20 protein-coding genes are annotated in these 20,525 nt (G+C 65.9%); 13 read left to right on the top strand and 7 right to left on the bottom strand.

The features are described 5' to 3' along the window. Positions 1-235: 235 nt before the first annotated feature. The 7 genes from HV766_RS03170 to HV766_RS03140 all read left to right on the top strand — a co-directional run bounded on the left by HV766_RS03170 (position 236) and on the right by HV766_RS03140 (position 8,630). Entirely contained in the window at positions 236-994 is a 759-nt protein-coding gene (locus HV766_RS03170; RefSeq protein WP_054452103.1) for a class II aldolase/adducin family protein, read from the top strand. A 47-nt stretch (positions 995-1,041) separates the two neighbouring features. Continuing rightward, on the top strand, positions 1,042-2,034 hold the full coding sequence (locus HV766_RS03165; protein WP_175180542.1) for a ketopantoate reductase family protein: 993 nt from the start codon (positions 1,042-1,044) through the stop codon (positions 2,032-2,034). Positions 2,035-2,068: 34 nt separating this feature from the next. Beyond that, positions 2,069-3,034, top strand: a complete 966-nt coding sequence (locus HV766_RS03160; RefSeq protein ID WP_054452105.1) for a Bug family tripartite tricarboxylate transporter substrate binding protein — start codon at positions 2,069-2,071, stop codon at positions 3,032-3,034. Between the two features lie 42 nt (positions 3,035-3,076). Continuing rightward, the gene (locus HV766_RS03155; protein ID WP_175180541.1) at positions 3,077-5,074 is read left to right on the top strand and encodes a flavin-containing monooxygenase; all 1,998 of its coding nucleotides are present in this window, start codon (positions 3,077-3,079) and stop codon (positions 5,072-5,074) included. Beyond that, positions 5,075-5,935, top strand: a complete 861-nt coding sequence (locus HV766_RS03150) for a patatin-like phospholipase family protein (RefSeq protein ID WP_175180540.1) — start codon at positions 5,075-5,077, stop codon at positions 5,933-5,935. Positions 5,936-6,092: 157 nt separating this feature from the next. Beyond that, the gene (locus tag HV766_RS03145; protein WP_054452108.1) at positions 6,093-7,292 is read left to right on the top strand and encodes a benzoate/H(+) symporter BenE family transporter; all 1,200 of its coding nucleotides are present in this window, start codon (positions 6,093-6,095) and stop codon (positions 7,290-7,292) included. 39 nt (positions 7,293-7,331) lie between these two features. After that, positions 7,332-8,630: a serine hydroxymethyltransferase gene (locus HV766_RS03140; RefSeq protein ID WP_166738380.1), complete on the top strand. Its 1,299-nt coding sequence runs from the start codon at positions 7,332-7,334 to the stop codon at positions 8,628-8,630. A gap of 6 nt (positions 8,631-8,636) precedes the next feature. Here HV766_RS03140 and pdxR read toward each other — a convergent pair whose 3' ends face one another. After that, positions 8,637-10,130, bottom strand: a complete 1,494-nt coding sequence (pdxR, locus tag HV766_RS03135; RefSeq protein WP_175180539.1) for a MocR-like pyridoxine biosynthesis transcription factor PdxR — start codon at positions 10,128-10,130, stop codon at positions 8,637-8,639. Between the two features lie 131 nt (positions 10,131-10,261). On the opposite strand from pdxR, the gene serC reads away from it, so the two are divergent. Both serC and HV766_RS03125 read left to right on the top strand, forming a co-directional pair. Beyond that, a complete protein-coding gene (gene serC / locus HV766_RS03130; RefSeq protein ID WP_175180538.1) occupies positions 10,262-11,344 on the top strand; it encodes a 3-phosphoserine/phosphohydroxythreonine transaminase in 1,083 nt (360 codons plus the stop codon). A 40-nt stretch (positions 11,345-11,384) separates the two neighbouring features. Next, positions 11,385-12,290, top strand: coding sequence for a LysR family transcriptional regulator (locus HV766_RS03125; RefSeq protein ID WP_175180537.1), 906 nt, complete (start codon positions 11,385-11,387; stop codon positions 12,288-12,290). Positions 12,291-12,302: 12 nt separating this feature from the next. Here HV766_RS03125 and HV766_RS03120 read toward each other — a convergent pair whose 3' ends face one another. Next, a complete protein-coding gene (locus HV766_RS03120; RefSeq protein ID WP_175180536.1) occupies positions 12,303-13,268 on the bottom strand; it encodes a Bug family tripartite tricarboxylate transporter substrate binding protein in 966 nt (321 codons plus the stop codon). Next, positions 13,265-14,146 carry a dihydrodipicolinate synthase family protein gene (locus HV766_RS03115; protein ID WP_175159864.1) on the bottom strand — a complete coding sequence of 294 codons (882 nt, stop codon included), beginning with the start codon at positions 14,144-14,146 and terminating at the stop codon, positions 13,265-13,267. Before HV766_RS03115 ends, HV766_RS03120 begins: the two co-directional genes overlap by 4 nt. Positions 14,147-14,319: 173 nt before the next feature. On the opposite strand from HV766_RS03115, the gene HV766_RS03110 reads away from it, so the two are divergent. From HV766_RS03110 to HV766_RS03095, 4 genes are all read left to right on the top strand, one after another. After that, positions 14,320-14,766, top strand: coding sequence for a cupin domain-containing protein (locus HV766_RS03110; protein WP_054452115.1), 447 nt, complete (start codon positions 14,320-14,322; stop codon positions 14,764-14,766). Positions 14,767-14,871: 105 nt separating this feature from the next. Next, complete coding sequence (locus HV766_RS03105; protein ID WP_175180535.1) at positions 14,872-15,837, top strand: Bug family tripartite tricarboxylate transporter substrate binding protein; 966 nt, start codon at positions 14,872-14,874, stop codon at positions 15,835-15,837. A 45-nt stretch (positions 15,838-15,882) separates the two neighbouring features. Then, on the top strand, positions 15,883-16,626 hold the full coding sequence (locus HV766_RS03100; protein ID WP_175180534.1) for a GntR family transcriptional regulator: 744 nt from the start codon (positions 15,883-15,885) through the stop codon (positions 16,624-16,626). Between the two features lie 143 nt (positions 16,627-16,769). Further along, positions 16,770-17,447, top strand: a complete 678-nt coding sequence (locus tag HV766_RS03095; RefSeq protein ID WP_175180533.1) for a GntR family transcriptional regulator — start codon at positions 16,770-16,772, stop codon at positions 17,445-17,447. On the opposite strand, the gene HV766_RS03090 is transcribed toward HV766_RS03095, so the two are convergent. The 4 genes from HV766_RS03090 to HV766_RS03075 form a co-directional block, all read right to left on the bottom strand. Next, complete coding sequence (locus HV766_RS03090) at positions 17,419-18,765, bottom strand: MFS transporter (protein ID WP_119450403.1); 1,347 nt, start codon at positions 18,763-18,765, stop codon at positions 17,419-17,421. The genes HV766_RS03095 and HV766_RS03090 overlap by 29 nt on opposite strands. Before the next feature lie 33 nt (positions 18,766-18,798). After that, complete coding sequence (locus HV766_RS03085; protein WP_054452119.1) at positions 18,799-19,284, bottom strand: cupin domain-containing protein; 486 nt, start codon at positions 19,282-19,284, stop codon at positions 18,799-18,801. A gap of 261 nt (positions 19,285-19,545) precedes the next feature. Next, entirely contained in the window at positions 19,546-20,241 is a 696-nt protein-coding gene (locus HV766_RS03080; RefSeq protein ID WP_175180532.1) for a glutamine amidotransferase, read from the bottom strand. An 11-nt stretch (positions 20,242-20,252) separates the two neighbouring features. Further along, positions 20,253-20,525, bottom strand: a complete 273-nt coding sequence (locus HV766_RS03075; RefSeq protein WP_054452121.1) for a hypothetical protein — start codon at positions 20,523-20,525, stop codon at positions 20,253-20,255.

Raw genomic sequence — 20,525 nt, 5'->3', positions numbered from 1 at the left:
TAGGAAAATCAGTATAGGTAGCGGAATTTCGCCGCACTAGCTAAACGTTTTTATGCATATCCATCAAGGTTTTTCATGCCTGCCGGCATGGCCGAATGATTGATGGAATTTATGCGTTTCCATCAAAACGTTTGCTTAGTCGACAGCGGCTGGAAAACCTATACTCCGTTTGAAAGAGGCCACGCAGCAGAGGCGCCGGCCAGACCAAGAAGAATGCAAAACCGGAGGAGCTGCCGTGCAAGAGGCATCGATCAAGGACCAGGTTTCGGCCGAGGAATGGGCAGTGCGCGTGGATCTCGCCGCGGCCTACAACCTGGCTGTCGAAATGCGCATGACCGACCACATCTATACGCATATCTCGGCCCGGGTTCCCGGCGCCCAGCCGCACTTCCTGATCAATGCCTACGGCCTGATGTTCAACGAAATCACTGCGTCCAACCTGGTCAAGGTGGACATAGACGGCGGCATCCTGCTGGACCAGACCGGCCTGGGCATCAACCCCGCCGGCTTCGTCATCCATAGCGCCATCCATCGCGTCCGCCACGACGCGGCCTGCGTCATGCATACGCATACCGCGGCCGGCATCGCGGTGTCCGCGCAAGAGGCTGGCCTGCTCATGATTTCGCAGCATGCCATGCGCTTTCACAACCGCATCGGCTATCACGACTACGAAGGCGTCGCGCTCGACATGGACGAGCAGCAGCGCCTGATCGCCGATCTCGGCTCCCACAGCGCGATGATCCTGCGCAATCACGGCCTGCTGGTCTGCGGCGCCAGCGTGCCGGACGCCTTCGACGCCATGTTCTATCTGGAGCGCGCCTGCCAGGCGCAGGTCGCGGCGCTGGCCGGCGGCCTGCCGCTGGTTGTGCCCGGAGCCGAAGTTGCCGAGAAGGTCGGCCGCCAGTTCGACCGTCTGGACCGCCCGTCCCGCCACAAGCACTGGCCCCCCCTGCTCCGGCTGCTGCAACGCATCCGGCCCGAATACCAGGAATAGCGGCAACCGCGCCGCCATCCCGGCGGCCCTTTTTTCGCAGAGTAGAAATGAAAGATGCTCATCAATGCCGCGTCGCGGTATATGGTGCGGGCGCGATCGGCTGTCTGCTCGCCGCGCGCCTGGCCCAGGCAGGTTGCGAGGTGACCATGATCGCCCGCGGAAAGACGCTGGCCGCCCTGCGCCAGCACGGCGTCGGCTTGACGGTCAACGGCGTCACGCGCCACTACCCGGTGCGCGCCACCGACGAACCGCGCCAGGTGCGCGACGCGGACTACCTGATTCTTGCGGTCAAGCAACAGGCGCTGGACGATATCTCCGCGCACCTGGCGCCGATGCTCGCGCCGCAGGGCGCCGTGGTGCCGGCCGTAAACGGCATCCCCTGGTGGTATCTGCCCACGCTGGCCAGCCCCCTGGGCGACACGCCGCTGCAATCGGTGGATGGCCGCGGCGCCCTCAGGCGAGCGCTGCCTTTGGAGCGGGTGCTGGGCGCCGTGGTGTACATCGCGGCGAACGCCACCGCGCCTGGCATCGCGGCCCAGAACGCCCGCAACAATCTCATCCTCGGCGAACCGGACGGCTCCATGTCTGCGCGGGCCAATCGGCTCGCCGGGCTGTTGCAAGCTTCAGGCCTGCAATGCGAGGTCAGCGGCGACATCCACCAAGCCGTCTGGATCAAGGCGATGGGCAACGCCACCTTCAACCCCTTGAGCGTGCTGGCCCGCGCCACCATGGAAGCCATGGTCCAGGATCCATATCTCGGAAAACTGGCGCGCGCCATGCTCGGCGAGTACCTGGCGCTGGGCCAGGCGCTCGGGCTCGAGCTGCCGGTCACCGTGGAACAACGCATGCAGGCAGCCGCCAGCGCCGGCGCCGCCCAGACCTCGATGCTGCAGGACGCGCTGCAAGGCAAGCCGCTGGAAACCGACGCCCTGGTCGGCGCCATGATCGAGATCGCAGCAAAGTTGAACCTGGACATGCCCCACGCCAACACGGTCTGGGGCTTGATCCGGCACCGGAGCCTCAGCGCAGGCTCCATCTGAACGCCACACCTAGAAAACCACAGGAGACAAACTCATGAAATGGCTATCGCATTGCCTGGCCGCAACCCTGATCTGCACGGGCGCAGCCGCCCACGCCCAGGACTATCCCAACAAGCCCATCAACATCGTGGTGCCCTTCACGCCCGGCGGCGTCACGGACGTGATGACCCGACAGGTCGCGGCCAAGCTGCAGGCAGATCTGGGCCAGCCGGTGGTGGTGGTCAACAAGCCCGGCGCCGGCACCATGATCGCCTCGGCCTACGTGGCCAAGGCGCCGGCCGACGGCTACACGCTGTTGATGGCGGCATCGTCCCTGGGCATCGCTCCCAGCCTGTACAAGAACACCGCGAACTACGACCCGGTCAAGGACTTCCAGCCCGTTTCGCTCATCGCCAGCGTGCCGCACGTCCTGGTGACGGGCAAGCAGGTGCAGGCGTCCAGCGTCAAGGAACTGATCGCCGCGCTCAAGAAAGACGGCAAATCGGCGACCTTCGCCTCTTCCGGCAACGGCACGTCCAACCATCTGGAGGGCGAGCTGTTCGCCGCGCTGACCGGCCTGAAGATGACCCACATCCCCTACAAGGGCAGCGTTCCGGCGTTGACCTCCCTGGCTGGCGGCGAAGTCGACATGCTGTTCGTGGACATCGCGGCCGCCCAGCCTTTCCTCGATAGCGGCAAGGTACGGCCGCTCGCCGTCACCACCAAGACGCGGTCCTCGGTGCTGCCCGACCTGCCCACGGTCGAGGAGTCCGGCCTGCCCGGCTACGACGCCATGCCCTGGCTGGGCATAGTGGCCCCGGCCGGCACGCCGTCCGCGGTCGTCGAAAGGCTGCAGGCATCCCTGCAGAAGATGAAGACGGCGCCCGACGTGCAGGAGCAGTTCAAGAAAATGGGCCTGGACGCCCTGTTCACCAAGCCGGGCGATTTCGGCGCCTTCATCGTCAGCGACAGCGCCAAATGGGCCGAGCTGATCAAGAAGTCCGGCGCAACCGCCGAGTAGGCCGCAACCCACCCCCCACGCCACTCCTGGAAGGACCCTTACATGCATCGCGATACCCCGGCTCCGGCAACACCGTTCGGCAACGACCTGTGGGAGGCCACGCTCAAGCGCGCGCTGGCCAGCGCCAACATCCCCACCTTGCTCATGGTGCTGGTGCACCTGACGGGCGACACGCAATGGCTGTCCGAGCGCTACCAGTGCTCGCGCATTCGCGGCCTGGAAGACAACGACCCTGGCGGGTTGCCGGACGCCGTGCAGGAAGAGATCCGCGAGGCCGCGTACTCGGCCATCCTGCTGACCCGCCGCGGCCAGCAGCCCAAGCTGCCGGCGCCTGCGCATGAACAGCTGGTCGCCATGCTGCGCACCAGCATCGGGGAAGATGTGCCCGACTCGTACGGCCCCATGATCGCCGCCTGGCTGGGCCTGGACCCGGACTTCGCGCTGGAGCAACACGATGCGTTCCAGGTGCCGCAAGGCTATCGGGTGCTGGTCATCGGCGCCGGCGTGGCAGGCCTGTGCGCCGCGATCCGCCTGCAAGGCGCGGGCATTCCGTATGTGGTGATCGAGAAGAACGCCGAAGTCGGCGGCACCTGGTACGAGAACCGCTACCCTGGCGCGGGCGTGGACACCCCCAACCACATCTACTCGTATTCGTTCGCCAAGCACGACTGGTCGCGCTACTTCGCCTTGCAAGGCGAGATCCAGGGCTATTTCGAAAGCGTCGCCGACCAGCATGGCGTGCGCCCCAACATCCGCTTCAACACGCGCGTGGAGTCCGCCCGCTACGACGAAGACGCGCTGTGCTGGAACATACGCACGGTCGGGCAGGACGGCCAGGTCCAGGACTATGTGGCGGACATCCTCATTAGCGCGGTGGGCCTGCTGAACGTGCCCAAGCTGCCCCCCATACCCGGCCTGGAGAGCTTCAAGGGCCCCTGCTTCCATACGGCCAACTGGCCGGAAGGCCTGGACCTGCGCGGCAAGAACGTGGGCATCATCGGCAACGGCGCCAGCTCCATGCAGGTCGTTCCCGCAATCGCCGACCAGGTCCGCTCCCTGACCGTGTTCCAGCGCTCCAAGCAATGGGCCGCGCCCTTCGAGAAATTCCAGAAGCCGGTGCCGGAGGACGTCCGCTTCCTGCTGCGCGAGGTGCCGTACTACCAGGAGTGGTATCGCCAACGGCTAGCCTGGATCTTCAACGACCGCGTCCACGCCACGCTGCAGATCGATCCGCAATGGCCGCACCCCGAGCGCGCCATCAATCAGATCAACGACAGGCACCGCGAACACTTCACCAGCTACATCAAGGCGGAACTCGGCGACCGCCAGGACCTGCTGCCGGACGTTCTGCCCGACTACCCTCCCTTCGGCAAACGCATGCTGATGGACAACGGCTGGTTCCGAACCATGGCCCGGGACCACGTCGAACTGGTCACGGGCGGCATCGCCCGGGTCACGGAAAACGCGGTGGTGGGCGACAACGGCCGGGCGCACGAACTGGACGTGCTGGTGGTCGCCACCGGTTTCGACGCGATCAACCTGTTGTCCTCGTTCAAGCTCTATGGCCGCGGCGGGCGCTCGATCCGCGAAGCCTGGGACGAAAAAGGGGCCGAGGCCTTCATGGGCGTCGCGGCGCCGGGCTTCCCCAACCTGTTCATCCTGGCCGGCCCCAACACCGCCCTGGGCCACGGCGGCAGCGTCGTCGCCCTGCTGGAGACCCAGGTGCGCTATGTCATGGGCCTATTGCAGCAAGGTCTGGACAAGGCCGGCGGACGCTTCGAGATCGAAGTCCGCAGGGACAGGCACGACGCCTACAACGCCCGTGTCCAGGCCGCCCATGACCGCATGATCTGGACCCACAAGGGCATGAGCAACTGGTACCGCAACGCGCATGGCAAGGTAGTGGCGCCCACTCCCTTCCGCAACGACGACTACTGGCACATGCTGCGCAAGACGGACATGGGCGACTACCACTACCGTCCGGCGTCCGGCGAGGGCGAAACCGAGCCGTCCGCCGCCACTCGCGTCGAGACAGCCTGAATGGCGCATCCGCAGAAGAAGCGCTGCCTGGTACTGGGCTGCGGCGGCGTGACCGGGCTGGCCTGGGAGATCGGCGTCCTGGCGGGCCTGGCGCGCCAGGGCGTCGACCTCACCGCGGCGGACCTGTTCATCGGTTGCTCCGCAGGCTCCGTCGCCGGCGCGCAGCTGGCGCTGGGCGTCCCGCCCATGCAGCTGCTGGCGACGCAACTGGGAGGGACGGGCGCCGAACAATATCGTCCGTACTCGCAACAAGCCGCCGACGAAAAGAACCGCGAGCTGTTCGCCAAAGTGGGCGCGGACCTGCAACAGGCGCGCCGGCGCATCGGCGCCTACGCGCAGCGTTCCGCTACGCCCACACTGGCGGAACGCCGCGCCATCATCGCCGCCCGTCTGGGCGCAAGCGACTGGCCTTCCCGTCCATTGCTGGTGGTCGCGGTCGACACGACCACCGGCGAAGGGCGCGGTTTCAGCGCCGCCGACCAGGTCGATTTCGTCGATGCCATCGCCGCCAGCTGCGCCGTGCCGGGCGCCTGGCCGGCCGTGCCCATCGGCGGCGCGACCTACATGGACGGCGGCATCCGCTCCATGACCAATGCCGATATGGCGGCCGGCTATCAGCAGGTCGTGGTGCTGGCGCCGCTGGGTTATCGGGAAGGGAATCCGGTCAGCGGCCATCTGCGGCGCGAACTGCAGGCCCTGCGCGACGCCGGCAACGAGGTCCATGCCGTGCTGCCGGACGCGACCAGCGAACAGGCCATCGGCGACAACGTGCTGGACCCAGCGCGCCGCGCCGACGCCGCCGAGGCCGGGCTGCGCCAGGCATCCGCGCTTGCGCAAACCCTGCGGCAAGCGTGGCGCTGAGCCTGTCCCGCACTCCGCCCAGCGCTGTTCCCGTCAGGAAAGCGGTCTGCCCACTTTCATGAATGTGGCAGGTATCGACATACCGCCAGCACCATAGACTCCCCGTTCAAGCCCGGCCGCCGCGCGGCCTGGCCCCACCACGAACGCGGAGTTGATCATGAACGCATCACCGGCTGGCCTCAGACCCGCCGACTTCTTTTCCCCCACCGTCGCCGCCCTGATCTCGGTGCTGGTGAACTACGGCGGCACCTTCGTGCTGGTGTTCCAGGCCGCGGAGCTGGCCAGGCTGACTCCTGCCCAGACCGCGTCCTGGGTATGGGCGGTTTCCATCGGCGTCGGCATCACCGGCACACTGTTGAGCTGGCGCTACAAGGCGCCCGTCATTACGGCCTGGTCCACACCCGGCGTGGCGTTTCTGGCGACCGTGATGCCCTTCACGCCCTACGGCGAGGTCATCGGCGCGTACGTCCTGTCGGCGCTGGGCTTCGTCGTGCTCGGCCTGTCCGGCGCATTCGAGAAGCTGGTGCGCATGATTCCGGGCGGCATTGCCGCCGGCCTGCTGGCCGGCATCCTGCTGCAATTCGGCGTCAATGCCTTCGGCGGGGCCAGCGCCGATCCGCTGCTGGTAATCGTGCTGGTCATCTCCTATGCGCTGCTCAAGCGCTATACCTCGCGCTTTGCGGTGGTCGGCATCCTGGTCATCGGCCTTGCGCTGCTCATCGCACAAGGCCGCATCGACTTCTCGGCAGTCCACCTCAGCCTCGCAGCGCCGGTCTTCGAAATGCCGCAGTTCTCGCTGCAGGCCTTGCTGGGCGTCGCCCTGCCGCTCTTCATCATCACGCTGACGGGTCAATACATGCCCGGCATGCTGGTACTGCGCAACGACGGCTACCAGACCAGCGCGAACCCGATCCTCACCGTGACGGGCCTGGGTTCGCTCCTCATGGCGCCCTTCGGCGCGCACGCCTTCAACGTGGCGGCGATCACCGCGGCGATCTGCACCGGCCGGGATGCGCATCCGGATCCCGCCAAACGCTACCTCGCGGGCCTGGCCTGCGGCGTGTTCTACATCCTGGTGGGCACCTTCGGCGTCACGCTGGCGACCTTGTTCATGGTGCTGCCCAAGGCATTCATCACCACGCTGGCCGGCCTTGCCTTGCTGGGCGCGATCGGCGGCAGCCTGGCCAATGCGATGGCCGACGCCCGCACCCGGGAGACCGCGCTCATCACCTTTCTGGCCACCGCCGCCAACGTCACCCTGCTGGGCGTGGGCGGCGCGTTCTGGGGGCTGGTCGCCGGCCTGACCGCGCACCTGCTCATCCATGGCGGCCAGCGGGCGCTGGCCGCCAATTCCTGACCTCTTCATCTCCATACGTCCATCGAAACAGGAACCACCGTGACGAACCCCAACCTTCCCGACAGCCTCGCACTGCCTTGCGTCAGCGCCCTGCCCTTGGCGCAGGCCGACCCCGGCATCTGGGGCGCCATCGACGCCGAACGGCGCCGGCAGAGGCACTCGATAGAACTCATCGCTTCCGAAAACTTCGTCAGCCGCGCGGTGCTGGAAGTCCAGGGCTCCGTGCTGACGAACAAGTACGCAGAGGGCTACCCTGGCCGCCGCTACTATGGCGGCTGCGTCAACGTGGACGTGACCGAGGAGATCGCCATCGAGCGCGCCACGCGTCTGTTCGGCGCCCGCTACGCCAACGTACAGCCCCACTCGGGCAGCCAGGCCAACCAGGCGGTCTACCTGGCGCTGCTGGCCCCCGGCGACAAGATCCTGGGCCTGGACCTGAGGGCGGGCGGACACCTGACCCATGGCTCCAAGGTCAACATGTCGGGACGCTGGCTGCAGGCGCTGAGCTACAGCGTCGATCCGGCTACGCATCGGGTGGACATGGACGAGGTCGAGCGCATCGCGCGGCAGGAAAGACCCAAGCTCATCATCGCCGGCGGCTCGGCCTACTCGCGCACGTTGGACTTCGCGCGTTTTCGCGCCATTGCCGATGAGACGGGCGCGATCTTCATGGCGGACATGGCGCATTTCGCCGGCCTGGCCGCGGCCGGCGCGTATCCCTCGCCGGTGCCGCATGCGCACGTCACGACCACCACCACCCACAAGACCTTGCGCGGCCCGCGCGGGGGCATGATCCTGACCGATGACGCCGAACTCGCCCGCAAGATCGATTCGGCCGTATTCCCGGGCCTGCAGGGCGGTCCGCTGATGCACATCATCGCCGCCAAGGCCGTGGCCCTGGGCGAAGCGCTGCAGCCCGCCTTCCGCACCTACGCCCACGCCGTGGTCGAGAATGCGCGCGTCCTGTGCCGCCGGCTGGCCGAAGGCGGCCTGTCCATCGTGTCGGGCGGCACCGACTGCCATCTGGGCGTGGTCGATCTGCGACCCTGGGGACTGGCCGGTAATACGGCGGAGCAAGCGCTGGAACAGGTTGGCATCACCTTGAACAAGAACGCCGTCCCCAACGACCCCGCCAAGCCGGCCGTTACCTCCGGCATACGCGTGGGCAGCGCCGCCTGCACGTCGCGCGGCATGGGACCCGCCGAATTCCAGGAAATCGGCGACATGATCCTGGCCTTGCTGGGCGGCTTGCGCGCCGGGGCCGTCGACGCCCGCACGGAAAGCGCCATCCGCGAAGGCGTGGCCGGGCTGGCCAGGCGCTTCCCGCTGCCGTACTGAAGTCCCCTAGCGCTTCAACGCATTCGACAGCCGTAGCACCGCGGCGTCGATCTCGTAGGCCGTCAGCGAGGCATAGCCCAGCAGCCAGCCCTGCTGCTTGTGATCGCCCGCATAGAGCCGGCTCAGTCCAGGCAGCCGAAGGCCCGCGGCCTCGGCTTGGCGGATGGTCTGCTCCTCGGACCATCCGCGCTCCAGCAGGCATGGGATCTGCAACCCGCCGGGAGGCCTGTAGGCCTGCACGACGCCGTCCAACTGCTTGCCCAGCGACTCCAGCAACACCTGCCGCCGTCCCGCGTACAGCTTGCGCATGGATCGCACGTGCGAGTTGTAATGGCCGTCGTCCATGAAGCGCGCCAGCGTCAGCTGCAGGATCTGCGGCGTATGCCCGTCCATGATGCTGCGCGCACGGGCAAAAGCATCGACCAGGCCGGGCGGCAGCGCCATATATCCCATCCTGAGACCCGGATAAAGCGTCTTGCTGAACGTACCCAGGTAGAGCGTGCGCTGGTGCATGTCCAGCCCCTGCACGCAGGCCGTAGGCAGGCCGTCGTAGTGGAATTCGCTGTCGTAGTCGTCCTCGATGATCCATTTGCCGTGCTCCGCCGCCCAGCCGATCAGATCCAGCCTGCGCTCAAGCGATAGCGTCACGCCGGTGGGGTATTGGTGCGACGGCGTCACGTACACGCAGTTGGCGCCGCTGCGGTCCGCGCGCAGCAGGTCCGTGCGTATGCCCTGCGCGTCGACATCGATGGGCACGATCCGCGTTTCCGCGGATTCGAAGGCCTTGCGGGCGCCGAAGTAGCCGGGGTTTTCCATCAGAATGGGCTTGCCGGCGTCCGTCAGCAATTGCGCGCACAGAAACAGGGCCTGGCGGGTGCTGCTCAACACCAGCACCTGCTCAGGCAAGACCTTGGCCCCGCGCTCCAGGTTCAGGTAGGCGGCGATGGCGCGGCGCAGGGGCTCGGCGCCCTGCGGGTCGCCATGCAGCAGCACATGGCTGCGGTAGTCCTTCAAGACCTGGCGCTGCAGCCGTTCCCAGACGTCGGTGGGAAAGCTGCGGGTTTCCGGCAGGCCCGTGGCGAACGCCTTGATGGCCTGCTGGTCCGCGACCCCGCCGCTGTCCAGGATCATGCGCCCGCGCCGGCTCAGGCCTGCCCCCGGCGGTAGTGCGCCCAGCTTGTTTTCCAGCTTCGCGCGCCTTCGCGCGGCGCCGCGCAATTCGGTGCTCACGGTCTGCGACACGTAGCTGCCCGAGCCCTCGCGCCGCACGATGTAGCCGTCGCGGTGCAAATGCACATAGGCATTCTCCACCGTATCGCGCGCCACCCCCAGCGACTTGGCCAGCCCCCGGGTGGCGGGCAGCCTGAGGCCAGGCCCCAGCGCACCGTCGAGGATCAGGGCGCGCAGCGCCCGCTGAATTCTCTGATGCAGCTCCAGGCGCTGGAGCTCCGCATCGTTCATGCGCATCCTCAGCGTATCCAGCTCGAAGGTCTTAGGCATGTGGTCTGCTCACAAGAAGAAAACTGGCCTGTCCGGGCCGGCCATTCTATCCGTAGACTCACCCGATCGCCACGGCAACCGCGGGCGTAACCATGCAGGAGCCCGCGCCAGGCGGGGCAGAATCGGAAAATATGGCAAGGTCATACAACTTCAGCGCTGGTCCGGCCGCGCTGCCGCTGGAAGTGCTGCAGGAGGCGCACGAAGAGTTCTTCGATTTCGCGGGCACCGGCATGTCGGTAATGGAAATCAGCCATCGCTCGCGCGTGTTCATCGATATCGCACGCCAGGCGGAATCGGACCTGCGGGCCATCCTGCAGATCCCCGACCGCTACAAGGTGCTGTTCCTGCAAGGAGGTGCTTCGTTGCAGTTCTCGCAGGTGCCGATGAATCTGCTGCGCGGCAAGGCGTCGGCGGATTACCTTCACACGGGGCTCTGGTCCGGCAAGGCCATCGATGCGGCCCGGCGCTACTGCAAGGTCCGCGTCGCGGCCAGCAGCGAGGCATCGGGCTTCGACCGCATCCCTGCGCCCGCCGAATGGCAGCTCGACGCCGATGCGGCCTATCTGCACTACACGGAGAACGAGACGGTGCATGGCGTGCAGTTCCCCGCCGCGCCGGACGCGTCCGTCCCGCTGGTGTGCGATGCCTGCTCCAGCCTGCTGTCCAAGCCCATCGACGTGTCCCGGCACGGTCTGATCTACGCCGCGGCGCAGAAAAACATGGGGCCCGCCGGCGTCACGGTCGTGGTGGTGGACGAAGCCCTGCTGGACGGCGCGCTGCCCATCACGCCCGACGTGCTGAACTATGCGCACGCGGCGCGGGCGGACTCGATGCTCAACACGCCCGCCACCTTCTCCTGGTATCTGACCGGACTGACGCTGCGTTGGATCCGCCGGACCGGCGGCGTGGAACGCATCCATCAGGCCAACCAGGCCAAGGCCGGGCTGCTGTACCGCGCCATCGACGCCAGCGACGGCTTCTACTTCAACAAGGTCCGGCCGGAATTCCGGTCCATCAACAACGTGCCGTTCTTCCTGGCCGATTCCGCCCTGGAGCCCCTGTTTCTGCGCCAGGCCGAGAGCGCCGGGCTCATGGGGTTGAAAGGACACGCGCACACCGGCGGCATCCGAGCCAGTCTGTACAACGCGGTGGAGCTGCCCGCTGCGGCCGCGCTGGCCGATTTCATGACAGACTTCCAGCGCACGCGGGGCTGAAGCCGGCGCGGCGGCCCTAAGAAAGCACAGGGAGACCAGCATGGATTTCAGGCAGCTCAGGCAGTTCGTGGTTCTGGCCACGGAATTGAACTATCGCAAGGCGGCCGCCCGGCTGCACATGACCCAGCCTCCGCTCAGCGTCGCAATCAAACGGCTCGAAACCGAGATTGGTGCAGACCTCTTCGAACGGGACCGCCTGGGCGTGCGCCTCACGGTCGCCGGCGGCGCCTTTCTGCGCGAAGCGAAGCGCCTGCTGGAAGGCGCCGATGCCGCGCTGCAGACTGCACGCGATGCGGCCGAAGGACGTATGGGCACGCTGCGGGTATGCGCGGTGCCCAGCGCCGCGTTGAACCTGCTGCCGCGCATCCTGCCCGAGTTTACGCAGCGCTTTCCGCACATACGCCTGCGACTGACCAGCGGCAGCACCGTCGGCATCCTGGCAGGATTGCAGCGCGGCGAGCTGGACGCGGCATTCCTGGTGCCGCCCGCGTCCGGGGTGCCGGGCATCGCAATCACGGGCTTGCAGCGCGAACGGCTGGTGCTGGCCGTGCCTGCGGGCCATCGGGTGGCAGGCATGAAAAGCGCCAGGCTCTCGGACCTGTCGGATGAAACGCTGGTGACCCTGGCGCACTCCGACAGCCCCGGGTTCGCGGGAGAGATCGTCGCGGCCTGCCAGCGCGCGGGGTTTCATCCCCGGGTTCTGCAGGAATCGTCCCACGCCCTCATCAGCCTGCCGCTCATCGCCGCGGGCCTGGGGGTCGCCATCGTGCCGGCGGCGCTGCGCCGGATCGCCATCGACAACGTGGCATATGTGGACCTCATGGACGTGGAGGGCGCGCCCCTGACCTACGCCATGGCGTTGGCAGCGCCCGCCGAGTCCATGAATCCGGCAGTCCGCTGGTTCATCGACACGGCGCGCGAGGTGCTGGGCGCGCAAGCCGCCTGACGCCCCTGGGGCTTACGGCGCCGGACGCGAAAGAATGTCCGCCCATTTTTTCTGTTCGGCCACGACCCGCTGCTCGAACGCCGCTTGCGATCCATCCACGGGTTCGCTGCCACGCGCGTAGATCTTGTCCTGCACCGATGGGCTTTTTGCCACCGCGGCAATGGCCATGTTCAGGCGCTCAACCACATCGGCCGGCGTGCCTTTGGGAACGGCAATACCCGACAGCGACCCGCCTTCCACGTCCTTGCCCAGCACTTCCTTGACCGTGGGAATGTCAGGCAGATTGGCCAGGCGTCGCGACGACGTCACCGCGTAAGGACGAATCTGCTTGGCCTCGACGAAACCCACCGCGGTGACGGCGGAAACGGCCGTCAGATCCGTGTTGCGGCTCATCACGGCCGTCATGGACTCCGATCCGCTCTTGTAAGGCACGTGCAGCATCTTCACGCCGGTCGCCTGTTGCAGCAGCTCCAGAACTTGATAGTTGTCGGAGCCCTCGCCGGCCGTGGAGAACGCGATATTGTCAGCCTTGGCCGAGGCGGCCTTGATGATTTCCGGCAACGATGCATATGGACTGTCCGCACCCACCGCCAGCACCGTCGGCGTATTGGCCAGCATCGCGACGTAGGTGAAGTCCTTGTTCGGATCATAGGGCAGCTTCTTGTAGATCAGCGGATTGACCGCGACCATGCCGTTGGTGATCACCAGCAGCGTATAGCCGTCGGCCGGCGACTTCGCCGCCGCGCCCGCGGCGATCGAGCCGCCCGCGCCGCCGCGGTTCTCCACCACCACCGGCTGGCCCAGCTCGCGCGTGAGGCCCTCGGCGAACACCCGCGCCGTGGTGTCGGTCACGCCGCCGGCGCCGAACGGCACGATCAGGCGTATGGGCTGGTCGGGATACGACCCCGCCCATGCCGCCGCAGCGGGAAGCACTACACCCAACAAAGCCGCCATGCAGCGGCGCAATCCCTTGTTCATCGCGCGATCTCCATTTTTTTGAGGATTTCAAGAAGCCGTTGTTCCAGGTCCGGGGCCAACGGCGCGAGAGGCGCGCGCAGATGGCCGCTGTCCAGGCCGCGCAAGCGCAAGCCCGCGGCCACGGTCCGCGGCAAGCCATGGTCCATGAGAAAGTTCAAGAGATCGATCTGGCGGCCGAACCATTCGTCCGCACCGCGCGCGTCGCCGGCCATGGCGCAGCGATACAGGTTCAGGGCAAACGACGCGCTGACGTTGGCCGACGCCGTGCACCAACCCGCCGCCCCTTCCGCAAACCCGGTCCGCGCCATGCAATTCAGGCCGATGTACACCGCGGTCCGATCCGGGCAGGCCGCGCGCAGCCGCGCGATCTTCGTCGGGTCCGGACTGCTTTCCTTGATCATGGTGACGTTGGGCAGCTCGGCCAGCCGGGCCAGGAACTCGACGGGCAGGTCCATGCCCGTCGTGAACGGGTTGTTGTAGACCATCACCGGTGTGGAGACCGACTGGCAGACCTCGCGGTAGTAGGCGTGGATTTCGTCCTGGGTCAACTTCCAGTAGGTGCTAGGCAATAGCTGCAAGGCTGCGGCGCCCGCGCGTTCGGCGTAGCGCGCGTGATGCACCGTGCTGGCGGTACTCAGGCTGGACACGCCCGCGAGCACGGGCAGCCGCCCGCTTGCCGCGCGGATGACCGTGTCGATGACGGCCTCGCGCTCGCCGTCGTCCAGGTAAGGCAGGCAGCCGACGCTGCCCAGCGGCGCCAGCGCATGCACGCCCTCGCCGATCAGCCGCTCGACGTGCGCTTCCAAGAGCGCATGGTCCACCCGCCCGCGTTCATCGCAAGGCGTCAGCAGATAGCCGATGATTCCCTTCAAGTGCATCGCTCGTTCTCCATGTTGGCTTGCAGTCTAGGGACGCCGCCCAGGCCGGTCCAATACCTATTTCCAGGGCGCCTGATACCTCCCGCCCACCCTGCAGTACAGGCAAATCTTGTATCCAGTAATTCCCGCACAAGGCCGATAGACTTTCCCGGTCTATCACCAAGGAGCAAGCCATGAGCAGCAATGACGTTCTCGACCAGGCGCAGACCCATCACATGCCCGAGTACCGCAGGCCGGAGGACATGGAATGGGAAATGGGCCGGTTCAAGAACAAGACGAAGTTCCTTTTCCATACGCGGGCGGAACGCCTCACCGAGCCCAACGCAGGATTTCTCCGCTATGAACCCGGCGCGGGCTTCCGCCTGCACAAGCACGACTTCGCCCAGGTCTGGTACGTGATCGAAGGGGAATTCAACATGGGCGGAAAGATGTACGGCCCCGGCACCGTGGTGTTCCATCCGGACCCGCACATCGAGGAAGCGCTCAGCACCGAAACGGGCGGCACCTTGTTCTTCGTCCAGTACCAAGGCCCAACGACCGGCGGCCGGCCGGTTTACGAAGGCCGCATGAACATCAAGGGCGAGCCGCCCGCGATCACCGAGCAGGACCTCGAACACTGATACGCGGTTCCCCGGGGCGGCAGCCAGGATTGGCAGCCGTCCACGGCAGGCAGTCGAAACCGACCTGCCCACCAAGAAATAGAACATTCCAAGGAGAAAACCATCATGCACGCACGATTTCTGCGCGCCTGCCTCGCGTCGTTGACGTTTTCGCTTGCCGCTCAGGCCCAGGCTGCAACGGACTGGCCTGAGCGCCCCATCACGCTGGTCGTGCCGTTCGGCGCCGGCGGCATCACCGACCTCACCGCCCGCACCGTGGCCAAACAGCTTCAAGCCGAGCTCGGCAAGCCGGTGGTCGTAGAGAACAAGCCGGGCGCCGGCGGCAATATCGCCGCCGACATCGTGGCCCGTGCCAAGCCCGACGGCTACACGTTGATGGTGATCACCAACGGCATGGTCGCGGTCAATCCGCTCATCCACAAGCAGCTGAACTACGACGCGCTCAAGGATTTCGCCTACGTCTCCATGATCGCCAACACGCCGCTGGCCCTGGTCGTGCCGCAAGACTCCCCGATCCGGGACCTGCCGGCGCTGGTGACGCGGGCCCGCAGCAAGCCGGATGCCGTCTCCTTCGCCAGCTCCGGACAAGGCACCTCGATACACCAGGTATTCGCCCTGATGCAGCGACAGACCGGCGCCACGCTCATGCATGTGCCCTACAAGAGCGGCGCGGAAGCCGCCACCGCCCTGCTTTCGGGCGTGGTGGACGTGACGGCGGTAGAGACCGTGGTGGTCGGACCATTCATACAGTCCGGACGGATGCGGGCGCTGGGCGTAACCTCGGCACAGCGGGTGTCAAATTTGGCTGACGTTCCCGCGGCCCGCGAAGCCCTGGGCGGCGATTTCGATGTGGGCTCGATATCCGGACTCGTAGCGCCTGCCGCCACGCCCCGGAGCATCCTCGACAAGCTGGAACATGCGATGCAGACGGTGGCGCAGAGCGAGGGCATGGCGCAGCTCCATGCGCAAGGCAGCCAGCCCATGCCCACGGGGTCGCAGGTCTTTCTGGAGCGCATGCGCCAGGAACAGCAGAAGTGGCGACTGGTATTCTCCGCGGAGCCGGGAAAATAGCCCGCGGAGGATCGCCGCAGCCGTCAAGAACAGGGGAGTCAGGCCATGGATCGCATTTATCCCGCCACGGAAGAGCTGGTGCAGCATCTGGTGGAGTCGATCTCCGCGAAGATCTTCAATGGCGCCTACGCGCCTGGGCAGAAGCTGCGGCAGGAGACCCTGGCCGAAGAATACGAGGTCAGCCGCACGCCTGTGCGCGAAGCCTTCCGGCAGCTGGAGACCAAGGGCCTGATCGTGCAGCAACCGCGCTACGGCGCCACGGTGGTGGCGCCGACCATCAAGGACATAGGCGCGAATTACTGGCTGCGCGGCGAGCTGGAAGGCATGGCGGCGGAACTTGCGGCGCGCTGGATCTCCGACGCCGATCTGCAAAGGCTGCAGGCCGCGCACGCCGAATGCGCCGAGGCGGTCGCCGCGCTCTACGCCGAGGTCAACGCCGGCGGCTCGGCCGCGCCGCGCCAGGCCGCCGCGCCCATGCGGCATTGGGTCGCCAAGAACCAGGAGTTTCATGCCCTGATCTTCCGCGCCGCCGGCAATCCGTCGCTGGAGCGCATCATCAAGGACCTGCACACGGACTACACCAAGAACATTCTCAACATGACCGTGCTGGGCATGTACGAGGCCCGCATGAAGAAGAACATCGAACATCATGCGGCCGTCGTCGAAGCGCTGACGGCGCGCGACACCGCGGCGTCGCGCGCCGCCATGCGCGCGCATATCCATGAGTCCGGGGAGTTCGTGGTGGACTGGCTGCAAAAGCGTCCTGAAGGCCGCAAGCCACCACGGTAGCTGCGCCCCCAATTCCGCCGAAAGCCACGTGCTACCATGCCGGCGGAAGGGCGCAACGCAGACGCCAGGGACACGGATCAGCCTGGCCACCCCAAGCCGTGGAGCGCCTGCCGACCCGCACAGGAAGCGACACGGATTCGAGCATGAGCGAAACCAGGAACACGTCTAGATCCTCGATCGAGATTTCGGAAGAAATTCTGCGGCGGATCAGAAACGGGCAATACCTGCCCGGCGATGCCTTGAGCCAGTACGAGCTGGCGACCGAGTTCGAAACCAGCCGCACCCCCATCCGCGAGGCCTTGCGGTTTCTCGAAGCACGGCGCGCCATCACGCTGACCAGTACCGGCCGCGCCGTGGTCACCGTGCCATCCATCCGCGCCATCCGCGAAGCCTTCCAGATCCGCGCCGAACTCGAAGGGCTGGCCGCGCAACTGGCGGTGGACTGGATCGACGACCACGACCTGGAACTGCTGTCGCAGCATCAGAAGCACTACGCCGACGCCCTGCGTTCGCGCGTGCGCAGCGAAAGCGGTTCCGACTGGCTGAAATTCAACGCCAAATTCCACAGTCTGATCACCCAGGCCAGCCACAACGAACGTCTGCACGAGCTGGTCGCCGAGTTGCAGGGCAGCATCGTTTCCAATGTGCTGGGATTCGCCTCCAAGATGCCACCCCGCCTGATGGAAGAAAACATCAAGCAGCACGAGGACATCATCGCGGCGCTGACCCTGCGCAATGGCCCCGCCGCTCGCGAAGCGATGGCCACGCACATATCCCGGACGACCGAACTCGTCATCGAATGGATGGAGTCGCGGCGCTAGCCAGCTTTGCGCCGCTCGCGCCTTGCGGCTTCCCATAGGGACGCATCAACACGCCGCACGCCGCCGCGATCAATCCCAGTCCCGCCAGATACAGCACGATGAACCGGGGCGATCCTCCGCCCAGGGACAGCAGGTACGTCGCCACCAGCGGCGCGGTGCCGCCGCCTATCGCCCCGCCTATCTGCACGGCCAGCGAGATGCCGGTATAGCGGACGTCCGGCGGGAACATGCTGGAAAAGAGGCTGGATTCCTGCGCATACATCGCGGCGTATACCAAGCCGAACGCCACCAGCATCGCGATGTTCGTGTGATAAGCCGTCTTCTCATCCAGCAGCGAGAAGAATGTCGCGCTGAACAGCGAGATCCCCAGCGCGCCGGCGATGAATATCGCCCGCTTGCTGATCATGTCGCCCAGCAACCCGAACAGCGGGATGGTGAACAATGCACCGACCGCTCCCCAAATGACACCCGTCAATATGGTTTCACGCGGCAGCCCCAGCGTACCCACGGCATAGGTCAATGAAAACGTCGCCAGCGTATAGAACCAGGTCTTTTCGGAGATGCAGGCCACCAGTGCGGTCAACACGGGAACCTTGTGCTCTCGGAGCACCGTCTTCAAGGGCAGCGCGTCCGGTTTCGGCTGGGCCTGCGCCTGCTTGAATTCCGGCGATTCGCTGACCTTGGCCCGGATGTACCAACCGACCAGCAGCAGGAACACGCTTGCAAGGAATGGCAGCCGCCAGCCCCAGCTCAGCATATCCGCCTCCGGCAGCCTGGAGACCGCGCCCATCGCCAGCGACGACAGGATCAGGCCGGGCGCGACCCCGACTTGCGGCAGGCTGCCGAACAGGCCCTTCTTGCCTTCGGGGGCATGCTCCACCGCCATCAACACGGCTCCGCCCCACTCGCCGCCCACCGCCAGGCCTTGCAGGAAACGGAAGAAGACCAGGGCCACTGCGCCCCAGTAGCCGATCGTCTCGTAGCTGGGCGTCAGTCCGATCAGGATGGTGGGCACGCCCATCAGCATCAGGCTGATCATCAGCATCGACTTGCGGCCGACGCGGTCGCCGAAATGGCCGAACACGATGCCGCCCAGCGGCCGCGCAATGAAACCGACCGCATAGGTGCCGAAGGCCGCCAGCGTCCCGCTGATGGGATCGATCGCGGGAAAGTAGATCTTGTTGAAAATCAGCGCTGCCGCAATGCCGTATAGAAAGAAGTCATACCACTCGATGGTGGTCCCGATCATGCTGGACAGTCCCGCGGTCACGTAATGCTTCTTCGAGCGCGAGGACGGCTGTTGTGAGATGGCGTTCATCCCGGTCTCCCTTGTTTTCTTTTTTTCGCCCGACTACACGGCGGTGGTCTCTTCCGCCAGGCTCTTGCGCTCGCTGACGTTGAAGCGGCCTTCGTAGATCGCGCCCTGGCGGGTGTGCGGGCCGACGTACTGCACATACAGAATCGTGCCGGCCTCGATGGTTTCCAGCTTGCTTTCGAAATGGGGATCCGGATGGAAGATCATCGAACCCTTGCCGTGGAGCTTGCCTTCGATGAGGAACTTGCCGTCCAGGATGTACCAGATCTGCGCGAAGTAATGGTTGTGCAGCGGGTGTCCCGAACCCTTTTCGTAGCGCACGATGCCGGCGTTCGGAATGGTCGGATCCTCCGCCGTCGGATGGAACATCATCTTTGCGAACTGGCCTTCGTAGCGCAGGTTGGTCCACTCGAGGTCGTCCTCGTGGCGGGCGCGCATGCCCTGGTGGTCCTCGGTCAGCGGACCGCCGCGGCCGCCCTCGTTGATGATCTTCTTGCCTGTGATGGTGTCGATGCTGGTCATGTGCTGTCCGTCCTGAAGAAAGAAAAGTGACAAACACAAATGGGATCCCATTTGTATAAAACGGGATCCTATTCATCGGGCATCGAAGCGGCTACTGGGTTTAACCCTTAGATTCAGCGGTAGAGATGGCGAGCGGAAGAAGCGCCGAGAGCCGCAGGCCGCGGCGAATTGGAACGGGGCGCAGCGCGCCCCTTGCGCCTATGCAAGGCTATGGTTGCGCAGCGTCCTCGTCGCCAGGACGCGCCAGGGCATAGGACAGACTCAGATCTGGTCCAGCCATTGCTCGATCGCCTGGCGCGCGACGTGTTCAAGCTGGGGACCATAACGCCGCGCGTCCTCGCGGATCACCGCGGGATCAATCTGGCGCAGGCTCAGTTCGCAGGCATGGCCGATGAGCCAACGTTCGATCTGTGCGGAATCCGCCTCCAGATGGAACTGCAGGCCCAGTATCCTGGGTCCCAGCGCAAACGCCTGGTTCGGGAAGCCCGGCGTTTCGGCCAGGCGCGCCGCGCCTTCGGGGATCGCGAACTGGTCCCCATGCCAATGCAGCACAGGCACCGACTCGACCGCGCTCAGCACGGAATCCTGCCCTTGTTGCGTAAGGGTCAACGGCGCATAGCCGATCTCGGCGCGGCCGGTGGACACCACGTCCGCGCCCAACGCTGCCGCCATTAGTTGCGCGCCCAGACATATGCCCAGGGTCGGTTTGTCCTGGCGCAGGCGTTGCGCGATGGCGCGCAGCTCCGGCTCCAGGAAGGGATAGCGGCCGGTTTCATAGACGCCGATGGGGCCGCCCAGGATCACGACGAGGTCGGCGTTAGCCACGGTGGCGGCGTCGATGGCGTCGACGCCGGCCTCCAGGTATCGCACGCTGTAGCCGCGATCGGCCAAGACCGGCGCCAATATGCCCAGGTCTTCAAAGGGAACGTGGCGGATCGCCAAAGCGCTGAGGCTCATTCCAGGAACTCCTATTGCGGGCTCGGATGGCGGTCCAGCCCGCCCAGCAAGCCTTCGGGGGTTGAGACGAACAGGTTTTCCGATGCCAGCAACCGTATGCCTTGCGGCGTGCTTTCCAGCAGGCGCCGTTCGCCCTCGGCGACCTGCAGGCTGAGCTGATAGCCGTCCTTGGCCGGCAGGCGCGCCGCGATGTCGCGGCTGTCGTCCAGCGCGGACGCCGCAGTGGATTCGAAATGACCGATCAGGCGGCCGTCGCGCTTGATGATGAGTCGGTACACCGGCAT

The sequence above is a fragment of the Achromobacter aegrifaciens genome (genome assembly GCF_902859735.1).
Taxonomy (GTDB): Bacteria; Pseudomonadota; Gammaproteobacteria; order Burkholderiales; family Burkholderiaceae_B; genus Achromobacter; species Achromobacter aegrifaciens.
Note: the sequence above shows the minus strand (reverse complement) of the source record. Positions and strands in the feature narration are given on the sequence as shown.

Excerpts from the sequence above, each read along its gene's own strand:
- HV766_RS03165 (WP_175180542.1), top strand. The coding sequence starts at position 1,042 with ATGAAAGATGCTCATCAATGCCGCGTCGCGGTATATGGTGCGGGCGCG.
- HV766_RS03160 (WP_054452105.1), top strand. The coding sequence starts at position 2,069 with ATGAAATGGCTATCGCATTGCCTGGCCGCAACCCTGATCTGCACGGGC.
- HV766_RS03155 (WP_175180541.1), top strand. The coding sequence starts at position 3,077 with ATGCATCGCGATACCCCGGCTCCGGCAACACCGTTCGGCAACGACCTG.
- HV766_RS03150 (WP_175180540.1), top strand. The coding sequence starts at position 5,075 with ATGGCGCATCCGCAGAAGAAGCGCTGCCTGGTACTGGGCTGCGGCGGC.
- HV766_RS03145 (WP_054452108.1), top strand. The coding sequence starts at position 6,093 with ATGAACGCATCACCGGCTGGCCTCAGACCCGCCGACTTCTTTTCCCCC.
- pdxR (WP_175180539.1), bottom strand. The coding sequence starts at position 10,130 with ATGCCTAAGACCTTCGAGCTGGATACGCTGAGGATGCGCATGAACGAT.
- serC (WP_175180538.1), top strand. The coding sequence starts at position 10,262 with ATGGCAAGGTCATACAACTTCAGCGCTGGTCCGGCCGCGCTGCCGCTG.
- HV766_RS03125 (WP_175180537.1), top strand. The coding sequence starts at position 11,385 with ATGGATTTCAGGCAGCTCAGGCAGTTCGTGGTTCTGGCCACGGAATTG.
- HV766_RS03120 (WP_175180536.1), bottom strand. The coding sequence starts at position 13,268 with ATGAACAAGGGATTGCGCCGCTGCATGGCGGCTTTGTTGGGTGTAGTG.
- HV766_RS03115 (WP_175159864.1), bottom strand. The coding sequence starts at position 14,146 with ATGCACTTGAAGGGAATCATCGGCTATCTGCTGACGCCTTGCGATGAA.
- HV766_RS03110 (WP_054452115.1), top strand. The coding sequence starts at position 14,320 with ATGAGCAGCAATGACGTTCTCGACCAGGCGCAGACCCATCACATGCCC.
- HV766_RS03105 (WP_175180535.1), top strand. The coding sequence starts at position 14,872 with ATGCACGCACGATTTCTGCGCGCCTGCCTCGCGTCGTTGACGTTTTCG.
- HV766_RS03100 (WP_175180534.1), top strand. The coding sequence starts at position 15,883 with ATGGATCGCATTTATCCCGCCACGGAAGAGCTGGTGCAGCATCTGGTG.
- HV766_RS03095 (WP_175180533.1), top strand. The coding sequence starts at position 16,770 with ATGAGCGAAACCAGGAACACGTCTAGATCCTCGATCGAGATTTCGGAA.
- HV766_RS03090 (WP_119450403.1), bottom strand. The coding sequence starts at position 18,765 with ATGAACGCCATCTCACAACAGCCGTCCTCGCGCTCGAAGAAGCATTAC.
- HV766_RS03085 (WP_054452119.1), bottom strand. The coding sequence starts at position 19,284 with ATGACCAGCATCGACACCATCACAGGCAAGAAGATCATCAACGAGGGC.
- HV766_RS03080 (WP_175180532.1), bottom strand. The coding sequence starts at position 20,241 with ATGAGCCTCAGCGCTTTGGCGATCCGCCACGTTCCCTTTGAAGACCTG.
- HV766_RS03075 (WP_054452121.1), bottom strand. The coding sequence starts at position 20,525 with ATGCCGGTGTACCGACTCATCATCAAGCGCGACGGCCGCCTGATCGGT.